Raw genomic sequence first — 14,270 nt, 5'->3', positions numbered from 1 at the left:
TCATCGGGAGCCCTTAATAAATTTAATTTGTCCCGACGGCGTCGGGGTACCCTCCATAGCGACATATTTCCCGTCCTGCCATTGAAGGAAGAAATAACGGTTCTCCGAACCGAAATAGCGCCAGAACATGACCTCGTCTCCCGCGCGGAAATCGGTGTTGCCCTCGACCCGCACCGTATCCGTGCGGTTATGCTCCATGTGGTACGTGACTTCGCCGCCGATGTCGAGCACGGACGGCACGTCGTTCGGATCGTCAAGCGAGCCTTCCACAAATTCGCATAAAAAACATTCGTACGTGCGCCCTTTTTCCACAAGCAAACATGATATATGCTTGCCGTTTTGCAGATAATATGCAAAGCGGTGCGGCGCGAAACCGCGGTCAAAATAAACGGCCTTGCCGGATACGACATATTCTTCGAGGTCTACGTTAATAATATCGCCGACCATCGTTTCCTCCAGCGGGTTCGATGGCTTCACTTCCGGCTCCGGATTGTTGCTTTTAAGAATTGAACCGACTCTTTTCCATATGGACATGGGTATTTCGCTCCTTTTCAGAATCGACGAGTATATTTATTATATACGATATTCGGCGATTTTGGGTTTCAAGTTTGAACAATTCTGGAATATGGCTGCAGGGTATGCTATACTACTAAAGATATTCTTAAGTACGGCCTTGACTGTTCATTTTGACACGGCTTGGAAGGTGTTTCATGAAGAGATTAAAAATAGAAGATAGGAGCGCACTTAAGGGTATAGACAAAAGAACCCTAGAACAAAGGAGATTGAAATCATTTGAAAACTTTCAGTGAATTCGGCTTAGAGCCAAAGGTACTTCGCGCAATTACGGAAATGGGCTTCGAGGAGTCGACGCCGATCCAGGAAAAAGCCATTCCGATAGCGATGGAGGGACGCGACCTTATCGGCCAAGCGCAAACGGGAACGGGGAAAACCGCGGCATTCGGCATTCCGCTCATCAACAAAATCGACATTAAAGAAGAGCGTATCGTCGCTTTGATTATGTGCCCCACACGTGAATTGGCAATCCAGGTAGCGGAAGAGATCGAGAAGCTGGGACGCTTCAAGGGCATTCGCTCCCTGCCGATTTACGGCGGTCAAGATATCGTAAAGCAAATTCGCGCGCTGCGTAAAAAGCCGCAAATCATCATCGGTACACCGGGCCGTCTGCTCGATCACATCAACCGCAAAACGATTAAGCTCGACGACGTGCAAACCGTCATTTTGGACGAGGCCGACGAAATGCTCGACATGGGCTTCATGGATGATATCCAATCGATCCTGAAGCTCGTACCGGATGAGCGTCAAACGATGCTGTTCTCGGCGACGATGCCGATCAACATTCAGAAGCTGGCTCAGCAGTTTTTGACCAACCCGGAGCATGTTTCCGTTATTCCGAAGCAAGTCAGCGCGCCGCTGATCGACCAATCCTACATCGAGCTTCACGAACGCCAGAAATTCGAAGCGCTCTGCCGCTTGATCGACATGGAGGCGCCGGATCTTGCGATCATCTTCGGCCGGACGAAGCGCCGGGTCGACGAGCTCTCCGAAGCATTGCAGAAGCGCGGCTATACTGCAGAAGGCCTGCACGGGGACTTGTCCCAAAATCAGCGTGACAACGTAATGCGCAAGTTCCGCGACGGAAGCATCGACGTACTCGTTGCAACCGACGTAGCCGCACGCGGCTTGGACGTATCGGGCGTTACGCACGTCATCAACTTCGACCTGCCGCAGGACCCGGAAAGCTACGTGCACCGGATCGGCCGTACCGGCCGTGCGGGCAAGGAAGGCGCAGCCTTTACGTTCGTTACGCCGCGCGAGATCGACCATCTGCATTTTATCGAGAAAATCACGCGTCACAAAATTTCCCGCAAGCCGATGCCGAGCCTGGCGGAAGCCATCGAAGGGAAGCAAAAAATGACGGCAGAGCGCGTGCTGGAAGCGATGCAAAGCGAAGACCACAATCAATTTAAAGGTCTTGCGATTTCCCTGCTGGAGCAGCACGATTCCGTGCATCTTCTAGCTGCGGCGTTCAAGCTGCTTACCGGCGAGAAGAAAGACATCGAAATCGAGTTGACACCGGAAGATCCGCTCCGTGCGAAGAAAAGAAGACCGGACATCCGCAGCAACGGACGCAGACCGTCGGGCTCTTACGGCACGGCTGGCGGCGCACGCCGCAACGATCGTCCTTACGGCGGCGACCGCGGCGGCTATCGTGGTGGCGACCGCAACCGTCGCGACGGCGGCGGCGGATACCGTGACGGCGGACGCGACCGCGATAGCCGCGGCCGTTCGGACCGTGACAATCGCGGAGGGTACTCCCGTTCCTCCAACCGCTCGAACGAAGAAACACTCGTGTAATAAACAAGAAGCAAGCGCGCCAACTTTGGCGGGCTTGCTTCTTTTTTTGTGGAATGAAAAAGGCAGGCCATGTACGTATTCACACATGCCTGCCATTTCCTAATTAATGCACGATTAGAAAAATAAGCTGCGGCTAACGATGACCAGCAGAATAAACAGAACCAAAATAACAGCAGTAGAAGTCCCAAATCCTCCTCCGAAACCACCCATATTGACCAGCCTCCCTCCTGTATTTTACCACCAGAAACAGCGTTATCCGGGCGAATAACGGTTCTCATGTGCAAGTAGAGCTCCTCGGCATCCGGGGGCTAATTGCGGTTGGTACTTTAGCATATGTTCTTTGCAGCATTATGTATGGACGGCTACCTAGATGGATTGAAATAGGCTATAATAAAGCATATAGATGAAGGAGGGCATAGGATTTGGAATTTCGAGGAATCATGGGTGGGTTTTACCGTATTTCCGAATGGATCATGAGACTATCGGTTATCAACGTACTGTGGGTCATATGTGCCATTCCTTTCTTTTTCTTGGGGCTCGTTTTTTTGAAGTCTCAAACGGCCGATCAAGCATTGCAAACTCTTATTTTGATGGCCATTGTCGCGCCATTCACCCTCTTTCCGTCAACGACGGCGATGTTCTGCGTGACTCGCAAGTGGTTGACCGGGGAAGAGGATGTGCCGCTGTTCAAGACGTTTTTCCGCGGCTACAAGGATAACTTTGTCCAAAGCTTGCTTGGCGGTCTGATTTATGTTATCCTTGGCGTTATTTTGTATACGAATTTCCAGTTTTATGGAAATCAAACGGGGGCCTTTGGCATTTTGCGGTTTCTGGTGCTATCGCTCACCGTGCTATTGATCATTTCGTTGTTCCATTTCTTCTCGATCCTTTCGCACCTGCACATGAAAATTTTGCAAATCGTCAAAAATGCGATGTTAATTACGATCGGCAATCCTGTGCGGTCGCTTTCGATGATCGTATTGAACGGAATCGTTCTGTACATCAGTTTTAGCGTGTTTACGTTCCTGATTCCTTTTTTTATGGGAAGCTTGATCGCAGTCGTATCGTTTTGGCACTTTAACCTGATCTTCGGAAAGCTGCAGGAGAAGCAGCAGCAGTTGGCTGAGAAAGAAGCGGAACAACAGCGCCTGCAGACGGAAAATGCCGATGATCCGGAGGCGGCCGAAGCGGACCGCAAGCCGGACAAACCGTAATTTTCCCCCGGTTCCAACAAGAAGAGCGGCGAAAAGGTTTACTTTCGCCATAGAGTGGACTATAATAAGAATACAACAAAATCCTGCGATGTGCGTTTCGGTTTTACAGTTGTTTTGAACCAATGACTGTTTCTTGGGAGACCTACATTGAATCGCGGCTGTCATGCCCTCGAAAAGGGACTTCAAAACCGATTCTGCGGACACCCACCTGCGAGAGCGGGTTTGAAACACGAAATCGGACGGCATATGCGGGTTTTTTTGTTGCGTTAAAATGTTAGCGTTCACAATAAAAGAGAGGGATGTTGGAGATGAAGCTCTTTATCGACACAGCCAATGTGGAAGAAATCCGCAAAGCACATGAACTCGGCGTTATCGCAGGTGTTACGACGAACCCGTCGCTCATTGCCAAGGAAGGAAAAGATTTCTTCGAAACGGTGAAGGAGATCATCTCGATCGTCGGAAACCTGCCGATCAGCGCCGAGGTGATCAGCCTTGAAGCTGACGAGATGGTGGAACAGGGTAAAAAACTGGCCGCTCTTGGTGATGGTATTGTCGTAAAAGCTCCCATGACGGAAGAAGGACTGAAAGCGACGAAACGTTTCAGCGAGATGGGTATTAAAACGAACGTGACGCTTATTTTCAGTTCGACGCAAGCATTGCTTGCCGCACGCGCCGGAGCTACATACGTCTCCCCGTTTGTCGGACGTCTCGACGATATTAACCAAGTCGGAATGAATTTGATTAAGGAAATCAGCCAAATGTTCAAGGTACATAACATCAGCTCCGAAATTATTACGGCAAGCGTACGAACGACGACTCACGTCATTGACGCGGCCCTCCTCGGAGCGGATATTGCGACCGTTCCATATAAAGTGATTCAACAAATGATCAAGCACCCGTTAACGGATGCGGGCATCGAACGCTTCCTGAAAGACTGGGAAGGCGCCAGCCAAAGCGCATTTTAAAAGCCAAGCGGGACGGGACAACTTTTTTTCGTCAAACGTAAGCCAACAGGGCCTGAGCTGCGCATATGCGGCAGCAGGTCCTGTTTTTCTATCTTCACCTGCAATCGCAAACTTGTCTGCGATTTGAATCATAGGCTGGCTTCCATGGTAATATATTGGTAACAAGGGAATCGCAGAAATCAATTTTGTACAAAATAAGAACGGTTTTATTCGTTAGCTCTTTCTCTTCCCTGCAAACAATGATATGATAAAAGATAGTGTTAACCGGAATAGATTGTCACTTCATTGAGGAGGGAAGGCTTTGCTAAAGCGCACCTTAATCGGTCTCATTCGCAGCCACGAAACAACAGGAGAGAAGGCTAAGGACCCGGCTTTGAAGACCCGATACTATAAAATCTCCAAAGATCAGGCATGGGACGAAGTCGTAAACATGTTCAAGAAGCTAAGCGGCTACAAACTTCTCCACGAAGTCAAGAATGTCGGCGAAATCGTAGTGGAACGGCGCACCATTACCGGCCGCACGCAGGATATTACCCTTACCATGTTCGGCATTAACCCACTCAAGACGGCGATCGATATTTATTCGGCTTCCCGCGGCTCGCTCGGAGACCTCGGTTCGAACTACAGGACGATCCTTGATATCTATAGGCATATCGACAAGCGGCTGGCCGCTTATAAAATAAACGATTAAAAAAAACAGCGAGGAGCTTCATGGCTGCCCGCTGTTTTTTTGTGTATCATGACTGACGGTCGGAAACGACATTAAACGAGCTTTTTCACTGCTTCGATCGCAGCTTCGTAGTTCGGGTGCTCCGTCATTTCGCCGAGGTATTCTACGTATTGTACGGTATCGTTCGCATCGATGACGAAGATGGATCTCATCAGCAATTGCAGTTCGTCAATCAGCACGCCGTACGCTTTGCCGAACGAGCGGCTTTTGTAGTCGGAGAGCGTTACGACTTTATCGATGCCCGCAGCGCCGCACCAGCGGGATTGCGCAAACGGAAGATCCACACTGATCGTCAGGACAACGACATTGTCGCCGAGTTTGGCTGCTTCTTCATTGAAACGGCGGGTTTGCGCATCGCATACGCCGGTGTCCAAAGAAGGCACCACGCTGATCAGCTTCACTTTGCCGGCATAATCGGCAAGGGATGCGGTTTCGAGCAAGTTTTTGTTGACTGTGAAATCGGGAGCTTTATCGCCTGGCTTAACTTCCGTTCCGATGAGGGTAATCGGGTTGCCTTTGAATGTCGCTTTTGCCATGAGTACATGGGCCTCCTTCAATGTTTGAGATTGATTGGTATTTCACCAAATATATTATAAACTTTTATAAGAGAACTTGTCCAATAGGAGTGCAGAAACTTTAACATAAACAGGGGGAAGGAAGAGCATTGGAACTCAGACAGTTGCAGTATTTTGTGAAAGTGGCGCGCAAACAGCATGTAACCCAGGCAGCGGAAGAAATGCATGTGGCGCAATCAGCGGTCAGCCGTCAAATCCATCAACTGGAAGAAGAGATTGGCGTACAATTGTTTGTGCAAAAGGGCCGCAATCTGCAGTTGACTTCGGTCGGAAAGTTGTTTTTGTGCCGAGTGGAGGAGATCCTGACCGATCTGGATCGCGCGGTGGATGAGGTCCATGAATTTCTTGACCCGGAGCGGGGCGAAATTCGGATCGGTTTTCCCCACAGTCTCGGTATTAACTTGCTGCCGACGGTCGTAGCCAGCTTCCGCAAAAATTACCCGAACGTCAAGTTCCGCCTGCGTCAAGGGACGTACAACAGCTTGATCCGCGACGTCATGAAAGGCGAAATCGATCTGGCTTTCATTTCACCTTTTCCGGAGAAGCATAATCACGTCGTCGGTGAAGTGCTGCTGGAGGAAGAGCTTTACGCCATCGTGCCGGAAGGCCATGCGTTATCGGGAAACGAATCGATTAAGCTGGAGCAGCTCCGCGGCGAATCGTTCGTCATGTTCAGCGAAGAGTATTCGCTTCGCGCGATCGTATTGGAAGCTTGTGCGAAGGCGGGCTTTACACCCAAGATCGGATTTGAGGGGGAAGAGACGGATACGATCCGCGGGCTGGTAGCGGCAGGTATGGGCGTCAGCTTGTTGCCGGAAATGGCGTTGAAGGAAATTAACGAGCTTCAGCCGGTCAAAGTGCGCATTACGGAACCGATCGTTACGCGCAGCATTGGGTTGATTCGCCGGAACGGCGAAAAGCTTCCGCCCGTGGCGGAAGTGTTCCGCAAATTTTTGCTCGACTTTTTCGAGAAAAAGACCGCCCGGGCTTAAATGGTATCTTCATCGACAACCTCGCAGCAGGAGCGTTAATACCGCATGAAAAAAGCCGCCGGATCACTCCAAGGAGGAGCGGGTCCGGCGGCTTTCGTGTTCGGTGCTGCAACATTAATCGCGGTTGGTAAAAATCATAATGTACTTAATCAGCATGAGCAGCGAGATCAGTGCAGCAGCTACATAAGTAAGCGCAGCAGCGTTAAGTACCTTGGCTACGCCTCGTTCTTCATCGTTGGTGATAAAGCCTTCGGCAACCATCAAGTCGCGGGCCCGGTTGCTGGCGTTAAACTCTACCGGCAAGGTCACGAGCTGGAAGGCGACGGCGGCGGAGAAGAAAATAATCCCCAGCCCAATCAATCCGGTCCATTGGAACAAAAAGCCTGCGATTAAGAGCAGCGGCGCAATGCCGGAAGCGAAGTTCACGACCGGGAACATCCGGTGGCGGGCAACGAGCATCGGGTAATTCACTTTATGCTGAATGGCGTGACCGACCTCGTGGCAAGCGACCGATACGGCCGAGATGGTGCTCTCGTAATAAACCGGCTCCGATAGCCGCACGGCGCGGGCGATCGGATCGTAGTGATCCGTCAGCGCACCGGGAATCGGTTCGACCGGAACGTCATACAATCCGTTGGAGTCCAGCATACGGCGGGCCGCTTCGTATCCTGTCATACCGGATTGCACGGGCACTTCGGACCATTTGTTGAACGTTCCTTTGACCCGGAACTGCGCCCAAATGGAAAGTATGAACGCAATGATAATAAGGAAATCCATAGGGTGAAAAAGCATCGATTCATTCCTCCGTTTGTAAATATCGTTTCGATTAGGAAAGAGGGCCTTTACCTAATAGCAACAATAAAGCCTCAATGCATGCAGCGGTGGGCTGCGTGAGAATTTTGTTCAGGTTCTTCAATTGCGAAGGCTTCAGCTTCTCAAGCATCGGTCCGACTTCCTTCGCTTCCTTCTCAAGCTGCTTTAGTAAAAACTGCAAGGATGTCAGCTTATCTGTCACTATTTCATCTTGGCTAACTTTGTTCCATTGCAACAGGCTAGCCTTGATTTCCTCTAAGGTATACTTCTCCCTCTTCATACTTTCAATACGTTTCAGGCGCGCTAAGGTTTCATCGCTGTAGTAACGATAATTCGTATCGGATCTTTTCTCCGGCTGAATCAGTCCGAGCTTCGTATAATAATCGATCGTTCTGGGGCTGACCTCCGATAAACGCGCCAATTCGCCGATTTTGTAAAGCTTCATCTCCCCATCACTCATGTCACCTCATTTTTATATAGATACTGGATATAGGTGCTCTTGTATTCATGATACTGAATCCAAACCATACAGTCAAACGTTGTGCTTTTGCCTAGGGAATAGAAGGCCCCGATTTGAAAACAACGAATAGGTATAAAAAACCGAATTATACAAGGGATATGTTAGATTATATTTCGTAAGTTATGGTTCATCAACGAAAATCTTGTTGTCAAAACGGGTTCTCGTGTATATAATGACAATATAAATTTCATATAATGATATAAAAACTAACATTAAAGAAGGAAGTGGTCGATTTGTTAAAAAGGTTATTGTTATCCGTGGTAATGATGTCAGCTTTGTTGCCTGCAAGCCTCGCATTCGCTACGGACGAAGCGACACCCGCTCAGCTTCAAGGTGCAATCGATGCGGTATGGGTTATGCTGGCAGCGATTCTGGTCATCTTCATGCAAGCGGGCTTTGCGCTGCTGGAAGCGGGTTCCACCCGGATGAAAAACGCCGGCCACGTCGCAGGCAAGACCGTTTTGACTTTCGGCCTTTGCGCGATCGCCTTCTGGGCCGTCGGCTTCGGCTTCGCTTTCGGAGACGGCAATAGCTTCTTCGGGACGACCGGCTTCTTTGTAGACGGGACGGAGGAGCAAGCCAAAGCGGCCTTCGGTTCGTTATCGGCGTCGGACGTACCGATCGCCATCAAGTTCCTGTTCCAGCTGGCGTTCGCCGGGGTATCGCTTGCGATTGCCTGGGGCGGTTTTGCCGAACGCGGCAAGCTGGCGGTCTATTTCATCTTCGGTACGCTGTTCACGGTCGTCATTTATCCGATTGTAGCTCACTGGGTATGGGGCGGCGGCTGGCTCGCTCAAATTGGAATGCAGGATTTTGCAGGCTCCACGGTCGTTCACTTGCAAGGCGCAACGGCTGCGCTTGTCGCCACGCTGCTGCTTAAGCCGCGGATCGGTAAATATAATAAGGATAAAACGCCGAATTTGATTCCCGGGCACAACCAAGTTCTCTCGGTTCTCGGCGTGATCATTCTGTGGATCGGCTGGTTTGGCTTCAATCCTGGCTCGACGCTGAGTGCGATGAACGACGGCTTTTTCGGCTACATCGCCTTAACGACGAATCTTGCGGCAGCGGCAGGCGCGGTAGCGGCTATGATCGTGTCCTGGATGTATTTCGGCAAGGCCGATATTCCCTGCATGCTGAACGGCGTGTTGGCTGCCCTTGTGGCCATTACCGCGGCTTGCGCTTTCGTTACCCCTCGCGACGCTATCATTATCGGGGCGGTCTCCGGCATCCTGACCTTCTTCACGGCGCAATGGTTTGAAAAAGCGGGTGTCGACGACCCGATCTACGCCTTCTCCGTTCATGGAATAGCGGGCATTTGGGGAACGTTGTCTACCGGACTTTTCGCAACGCCGGAGTTGGCGGCGAAAGTAGGCGTCGGGAAAGCGGGTCTGTTCTATGGCGGCGGCTTGGAGCAGCTTGGCGTGCAAGCGCTTGGTATTTTCGGCGCTTTCCTGTTCGTCCTGATTCTGTCCTTCGTTATTTTGTACTTGATCAAAGTGACGATCGGCCTTCGGGTAACGGAAGAAGAAGAAATCATCGGTCTGGATGTATCCGAGCACGGGACTTACGGGTATCCGGAGCAAATGAAGAAAGCGGCGCATGGCAGCACAGTTACTACGGTGTAGAGCGAAAAAGCAGAAGGGGATGTCGTCATGGACCGTCTCGCCCTTGAAAGGTTTCAAGAGGAAGCGTTCCGGGTCCGGAGCTTACAGAAGCTGAGGGCGCTTCGGGATCAAGTTAACGAGGAGTTCGGGCGGCATCTCCTTTTTGGTGAAGCGCTGGAATGGAACCGGGAGGTCAACGCTTACCACGATGCGTTAATCCGTCGCGTTATCGCGCTGTCCGAGGAGCGGTTGAAGGAAGAACAGGGGAAAGGCGCACCGCTGCCCTATGCGTTCTTGCTGTTCGGCAGCGGAGGGCGGGGAGAGCAGACGTTGTGGAGCGATCAAGACAACGGCTTGATCTACGCGGACCCTTCATCGGTGGATGAGCGTCTGGAGGCGGAGCGTTACTTCGCCGAATTGGCGGCCCGTATTACGGAAGGCTTGGAAACGGTCGGGTACCCGCCCTGCCACGGGCAAGTCCTATGTACTAACGAGCAATGGCGCAAGCCGCTTCAGGATTACCGCCGGATGGTCAACGAATGGATGCAGGAGCCGGACTGGGAGCATGTGAGATATTTGTTAATTACGGTCGATGCATGTGCGGTATATGGGGATGAAACGCTCGGTCGCGCACTTGTCGAGGAAATCTATCGATATACCGCGGCCTGTCCGGCCATGCTGGAATACATGCTGTGTAATACGCTGCATCATAAAGTATCGCTCGGCGTGTTCGGACAATTGATCAAGGAGCGGTATGGCGAAGATGCCGGCGGAGTCGATGTGAAGTACGGCGCCTACATCCCGATTGTCAACGGAATCCGTTTGCTGGCAGTAGAAGCGGGGATCCGCCGTTCGTCTACTGAGGAGCGAATAAAGGCATTGATCGCAGGCGGACACGTTTCGGAAGAGATCGGCCAAGACTGGCTGGGGGCTCTGAAGCTTGCATTGAAGCTGCGCTCGATGACTCCTTATCAGATCGAGGAAGGCCGGTATGTGACCCGCGGCAAGTTGACCGCAGACCAGTTGACGAAAGAACGGGTGACGGAGCTGAAGCATTGTCTTCGCATCGGAGCGGATTTGCAGAAGTACGTCAAGAAAAGCATTCACAAGGAGATAGACAAAAGGTTAGGTGATCGCTGATGAAGGATATGCGGCCAACCGGCCGAATGTGGCATCTGTATAAAATGGGCGGGCTCACTCCGGCAATCACATCGATGTTCGATGCGCAAAGCGCGCAGCAAATGGCCTTTATCCGCTCCATCATGAAGGAACAGCGCAAAAATTCCTTATATGAAATTTCTCTAAGAACGATGGAATTGGTCGTTTTCGACTTGGAAACGACCGGTTTTTCGCCGTATAACGGGGATGAAATTATATCATTCGGGGCTGTATCCGTCGCAGGAACTGAAATAAAGGATGAGAGCACCTACTACAGCCTTGTCCATCCGAAGAAAAGCATTCCCGAGGAGATCGAAAAGCTAACGGGGATTACGAATGAAATGGTAGCGGATGCGCCGGATTTGCTGCACGCGCTGCGCGGCTTTTTGGAATTCGTCCGGCAGAAGGTGCTGGTCGCTCATGGTTCCGGTCACGACAAGCATTTTTTGAATGCGGCGCTCTGGCGGACGTCCAAAGTCAACTTAAGCCACCGTCTGCTCGATACGATGATGATTGCCAAATGGCTTCACCCGAAGCTGAACAAATACGATTTGGACACGCTGCTCGACTGTACGGCATCGAAGTGACGAAGCGTCATCACGCGCTGGAGGACGCGCGGATGACCGCTCGGTTATGGACCGGGCTCATGCGTGAAATCAAGTCGAAGGACGTGCAGACGCTAGGTGATTTGTATGCGCATTTGAGCTATCATTAAAATCAAGTCACTCCATAACGATTTCGTACGAAATCGCCTCTAGGCTAAAATTCTCCCGCTGCCTTTTCCGAAAGGCGAAGGCATTGACCTCGGGCAAAGACGGATTGCGCAGCGAAACGATCCAGTGACTAGGCGTTGTGTGCCATAAGGTCGCCAGATCTTGATCCGACGGATAAGGAGCGGCGCGGGGATGGGAATGAACGATCCCTACCAGTTCTTGCTTTCCGCTGGCGGCATATAGGGCCCGGACAAGTTCTTGCGGGTGCAGCTCGAAGCTGTGCAGCGGATTTTTCGCAGCGTTGGCGACCGGCACATAATGCTCGGCCGCAGGAATGCCTGCCGCAGACAGACAGCCAAAAAGAAGGCCGCACGCTTCGCGCGGCATTGCTTCAAGGCAGTGGCCGATCATCTCGGACCATGCTTGTCGGCGAATTTGAATCTGCAATCGATGCATTGGAAATGGCGCCTTTCATTGTCTTTGCGCCATTATACACTATATGTTCGTATTCCGCTCCCTTTTACCCTCCGATTTTCCCCTGCGGCTTAACGAAGAAGAAGGCAAGAATTAACGTCAGAAGCGACAAAGATGTAACGGTAATGAACACGATTTGATGCGACTTGTCCATCATCCACCCAAACAGCGGAGGGCCGAAGGCGACACCCAGAAAACGCAGGCTGCTGTATAACGACGTGATCATGCCCCGCTGCTCCCGCTCGACGGAGCCGGTAATCATCGTGTTCAAGCAGGGCAGAAGCATGCCGGTCCCAATACTGCTCAGAGTCAGCAGGCCGATAAATACATACATGCTTTTATTGTAGAACAAAATGCATAAACCGAGCGACACGGTCATGAGAACAAGGCCGATATTGATGAGCCAGCGCATCAGGGTGCCGTTCTTTTTGATGAGCGAGCCGGTCGTATAGGAAGTGACCACCATGCCGAGCAGCGGAATGGCGAGGACGAGCCCTTTCATCACCCCGTCGATATGATAAGGGGCGGCCTCCAGAATGTCCGATAAATAAAACAGGACGCCGAATAAGACGAACAAAGCCATGGAGCCAGCAAAAAACGAAGTGATGAGCCAACGCCCCTTTTGCTTCAAAATGGCGCCGATATTCCGCAGGTACTCGCCGAGCTTGGGCGGGGCTTGCTCCTTCTTAGGCTCCTTCAGCAGAAACATGACGGCAAGCAAAGATAACAAGCAGAACAACGGAAAAGCGAAAAAAGCGGCATACCATACGATTAATGCAAGCAGCGAGCCGAGAATCGGGCTGACCACTTTGCCGGCCCCGTTCGAAGCTTCCGTCAACCCCAGAGCCTTGCTCTCCATCCCTTCTTTGTACAAATCCCCGGCCAGCGCCATGGCAATTGGAGCGGTTCCCGCCGCGCCCAAGCCTTGAACCGCTCGTGCAATAATGATCACGGTGTATGAATTCCAAAGGGCGCCCAAGCCCGCCAAGATCCCTGCCCCTCCGTAAATGATCAACGAAGGAATCATGATCGCTTTGCGGGAAAAACGGTCGGACAAATATCCGGCGACCGGGATCACGAGACCTGCGGTGACGGAAAACAACGTGATTACCAAGCTGCTCTGGAATTTGGAAATGCCGAGGCGCTCCTGCATATCCGGCAAAATAGGTACAAGCATCGAATTGCCAAGAACCAGTACAAGCGGTACGCTGGCGATGGCGATAAATTCCCATATGACCCCTTTCGAGCCCTTGTCCTCTGCTTTCGGGCTGTCGCTGCCGGTGGTTGGATCTTCTTTTGAGGGCGAGTTATCGATATCGCTTTCGAACGTAATCCGCAGCTTTTTCGGTTTTGCTTTCTCCATACGATATTCAAACCTCCGCTAATGACCAAATCGTAAAGTTAATGTGCCCTTCCATGGAAGGCGCCATGCTTTCCGGCTTTATCCAGCGGAGCGTGATCGGCTAGAAACGTTTTCCGGCAAATTGGGAATACTGTACCGTAAGTAAGCCGGAGTATAGACAGGAGAGAGACACTTGAAGCGAAACTTGCTGATTTTCGGATTTGCATTGACTTTGGCGGGGCTGGCTCTATTTCAAAATGAACGGATCGAGCGGAAGACGTCGGTCTCGGCTGCGGGCCGGCCGGAATTAAAGGTGGAATCGCCGGTGCCTGCATTTACCCTGAAGGGACTGGATGGGGGAGAATATAAGGTCGGGGGAGCCCGAGAGAAGCCGCTCATGGTTAATTTCTGGGCTTCATGGTGTGGCCCGTGCCGTGAAGAAGCTCCTGCCTTAAAACAGGTTTACGACCGTTACAAAGGACAGTTCGATCTCTATGCGGTCAACGTCACCAGAGGGGATGAGCTGAACGCGGTTCGGCGCTTCGTCAACCAGGCGCAATTTTCGTTCCCGGTGCTGCTGGATACGAGTGGAGAGGCGGCTGACGCCTACCGGCTGTTATTCGTCCCGACAAGCTTCCTGATCGACCGGCAAGGGCGCTTGAAGGAAGTTGTTCATGTGCTGCCTCCGGACCAATTGGAGGATAAGATCAAGCGGCTCATCGCAAGTTGAACTTGGCATCCGCGCTGTTGGCGAGCCGCTAATCAAAACAAGCCGCAATGTCTCCGGCTGG

15 protein-coding genes, 1 other RNA gene and 1 pseudogene are annotated in these 14,270 nt (G+C 51.6%); 10 read left to right on the top strand and 7 right to left on the bottom strand.

The window, feature by feature from the left end; translation table 11 throughout:
- The gene (locus BLO51_RS13650; protein WP_090672548.1) at positions 1-534 is read right to left on the bottom strand and encodes a DUF4178 domain-containing protein; all 534 of its coding nucleotides are present in this window, start codon (positions 532-534) and stop codon (positions 1-3) included.
- A 258-nt stretch (positions 535-792) separates the two neighbouring features.
- Here BLO51_RS13650 and cshA point away from each other — a divergent pair, with 258 nt between their 5' ends.
- On the top strand, positions 793-2,376 hold the full coding sequence (cshA, locus tag BLO51_RS13640) for a degradosome RNA helicase CshA (RefSeq protein ID WP_090672542.1): 1,584 nt from the start codon (positions 793-795) through the stop codon (positions 2,374-2,376).
- A 114-nt stretch (positions 2,377-2,490) separates the two neighbouring features.
- Here cshA and BLO51_RS13635 read toward each other — a convergent pair whose 3' ends face one another.
- Positions 2,491-2,586 carry a sporulation protein YjcZ gene (locus tag BLO51_RS13635; protein WP_090672539.1) on the bottom strand — a complete coding sequence of 32 codons (96 nt, stop codon included), beginning with the start codon at positions 2,584-2,586 and terminating at the stop codon, positions 2,491-2,493.
- 212 nt (positions 2,587-2,798) lie between these two features.
- Here BLO51_RS13635 and BLO51_RS13630 point away from each other — a divergent pair, with 212 nt between their 5' ends.
- The 4 genes from BLO51_RS13630 (at position 2,799) to BLO51_RS13615 (ending at position 5,246) form a co-directional block, all read left to right on the top strand.
- On the top strand, positions 2,799-3,590 hold the full coding sequence (locus BLO51_RS13630) for a YesL family protein (protein WP_090672536.1): 792 nt from the start codon (positions 2,799-2,801) through the stop codon (positions 3,588-3,590).
- 77 nt (positions 3,591-3,667) lie between these two features.
- Positions 3,668-3,849: non-coding RNA, 6S RNA (gene ssrS, locus BLO51_RS13625), on the top strand.
- 49 nt (positions 3,850-3,898) lie between these two features.
- Entirely contained in the window at positions 3,899-4,555 is a 657-nt protein-coding gene (gene fsa / locus BLO51_RS13620; protein ID WP_090672533.1) for a fructose-6-phosphate aldolase, read from the top strand.
- A 301-nt stretch (positions 4,556-4,856) separates the two neighbouring features.
- On the top strand, positions 4,857-5,246 hold the full coding sequence (locus BLO51_RS13615) for a DUF1499 domain-containing protein (protein WP_010491409.1): 390 nt from the start codon (positions 4,857-4,859) through the stop codon (positions 5,244-5,246).
- A gap of 71 nt (positions 5,247-5,317) precedes the next feature.
- On the opposite strand, the gene tpx is transcribed toward BLO51_RS13615, so the two are convergent.
- Complete coding sequence (tpx, locus tag BLO51_RS13610; RefSeq protein WP_090672530.1) at positions 5,318-5,821, bottom strand: thiol peroxidase; 504 nt, start codon at positions 5,819-5,821, stop codon at positions 5,318-5,320.
- A 128-nt stretch (positions 5,822-5,949) separates the two neighbouring features.
- On the opposite strand from tpx, the gene gltC reads away from it, so the two are divergent.
- A complete protein-coding gene (gltC, locus tag BLO51_RS13605; protein ID WP_090672527.1) occupies positions 5,950-6,852 on the top strand; it encodes a glutamate biosynthesis transcriptional regulator GltC in 903 nt (300 codons plus the stop codon).
- 114 nt (positions 6,853-6,966) lie between these two features.
- Here gltC and BLO51_RS13600 read toward each other — a convergent pair whose 3' ends face one another.
- Both BLO51_RS13600 and BLO51_RS13595 read right to left on the bottom strand, forming a co-directional pair.
- Positions 6,967-7,644: a zinc metallopeptidase gene (locus BLO51_RS13600; protein WP_090672524.1), complete on the bottom strand. Its 678-nt coding sequence runs from the start codon at positions 7,642-7,644 to the stop codon at positions 6,967-6,969.
- Between the two features lie 34 nt (positions 7,645-7,678).
- A complete protein-coding gene (locus BLO51_RS13595; protein ID WP_090672521.1) occupies positions 7,679-8,110 on the bottom strand; it encodes a helix-turn-helix domain-containing protein in 432 nt (143 codons plus the stop codon).
- A gap of 341 nt (positions 8,111-8,451) precedes the next feature.
- Here BLO51_RS13595 and BLO51_RS13590 point away from each other — a divergent pair, with 341 nt between their 5' ends.
- The 3 genes and pseudogenes from BLO51_RS13590 to BLO51_RS13580 all read left to right on the top strand — a co-directional run bounded on the left by BLO51_RS13590 (position 8,452) and on the right by BLO51_RS13580 (position 11,665).
- Positions 8,452-9,813 carry an ammonium transporter gene (locus tag BLO51_RS13590; protein WP_425415809.1) on the top strand — a complete coding sequence of 454 codons (1,362 nt, stop codon included), beginning with the start codon at positions 8,452-8,454 and terminating at the stop codon, positions 9,811-9,813.
- A gap of 27 nt (positions 9,814-9,840) precedes the next feature.
- Complete coding sequence (locus BLO51_RS13585; RefSeq protein WP_090672515.1) at positions 9,841-10,932, top strand: DUF294 nucleotidyltransferase-like domain-containing protein; 1,092 nt, start codon at positions 9,841-9,843, stop codon at positions 10,930-10,932.
- A pseudogene (locus BLO51_RS13580) lies at positions 10,932-11,665 on the top strand (exonuclease domain-containing protein). The gene BLO51_RS13585 and the pseudogene BLO51_RS13580 overlap by 1 nt, the downstream one beginning before the upstream one ends.
- A gap of 7 nt (positions 11,666-11,672) precedes the next feature.
- Here the strand turns inward: BLO51_RS13580 and BLO51_RS13575 are convergent.
- Both BLO51_RS13575 and BLO51_RS13570 read right to left on the bottom strand, forming a co-directional pair.
- Entirely contained in the window at positions 11,673-12,119 is a 447-nt protein-coding gene (locus BLO51_RS13575; protein WP_090672512.1) for a M67 family metallopeptidase, read from the bottom strand.
- Between the two features lie 64 nt (positions 12,120-12,183).
- Positions 12,184-13,500, bottom strand: a complete 1,317-nt coding sequence (locus BLO51_RS13570) for an MFS transporter (RefSeq protein ID WP_090672508.1) — start codon at positions 13,498-13,500, stop codon at positions 12,184-12,186.
- 172 nt (positions 13,501-13,672) lie between these two features.
- On the opposite strand from BLO51_RS13570, the gene BLO51_RS13565 reads away from it, so the two are divergent.
- The gene (locus tag BLO51_RS13565) at positions 13,673-14,209 is read left to right on the top strand and encodes a TlpA family protein disulfide reductase (protein ID WP_090672505.1); all 537 of its coding nucleotides are present in this window, start codon (positions 13,673-13,675) and stop codon (positions 14,207-14,209) included.
- The last annotated feature ends 61 nt before the right edge of the window (positions 14,210-14,270 follow it).

Source organism: Paenibacillus tianmuensis, assembly GCF_900100345.1.
GTDB classification, from domain to species: domain Bacteria; phylum Bacillota; class Bacilli; order Paenibacillales; family NBRC-103111; genus Paenibacillus_G; species Paenibacillus_G tianmuensis.
Note: the sequence above shows the minus strand (reverse complement) of the source record. Positions and strands in the feature narration are given on the sequence as shown.

Coding starts and splice junctions, on each gene's coding strand:
- BLO51_RS13595 (WP_090672521.1), bottom strand. CDS start 8,110: ATGAAGCTTTACAAAATCGGCGAATTGGCGCGTTTATCGGAGGTCAGC.
- fsa (WP_090672533.1), top strand. CDS start 3,899: ATGAAGCTCTTTATCGACACAGCCAATGTGGAAGAAATCCGCAAAGCA.
- BLO51_RS13635 (WP_090672539.1), bottom strand. CDS start 2,586: ATGGGTGGTTTCGGAGGAGGATTTGGGACTTCTACTGCTGTTATTTTG.
- BLO51_RS13600 (WP_090672524.1), bottom strand. CDS start 7,644: ATGCTTTTTCACCCTATGGATTTCCTTATTATCATTGCGTTCATACTT.
- BLO51_RS13590 (WP_425415809.1), top strand. CDS start 8,452: ATGTCAGCTTTGTTGCCTGCAAGCCTCGCATTCGCTACGGACGAAGCG.
- BLO51_RS13650 (WP_090672548.1), bottom strand. CDS start 534: ATGTCCATATGGAAAAGAGTCGGTTCAATTCTTAAAAGCAACAATCCG.
- BLO51_RS13585 (WP_090672515.1), top strand. CDS start 9,841: ATGGACCGTCTCGCCCTTGAAAGGTTTCAAGAGGAAGCGTTCCGGGTC.
- BLO51_RS13575 (WP_090672512.1), bottom strand. CDS start 12,119: ATGCATCGATTGCAGATTCAAATTCGCCGACAAGCATGGTCCGAGATG.
- tpx (WP_090672530.1), bottom strand. CDS start 5,821: ATGGCAAAAGCGACATTCAAAGGCAACCCGATTACCCTCATCGGAACG.
- BLO51_RS13570 (WP_090672508.1), bottom strand. CDS start 13,500: ATGGAGAAAGCAAAACCGAAAAAGCTGCGGATTACGTTCGAAAGCGAT.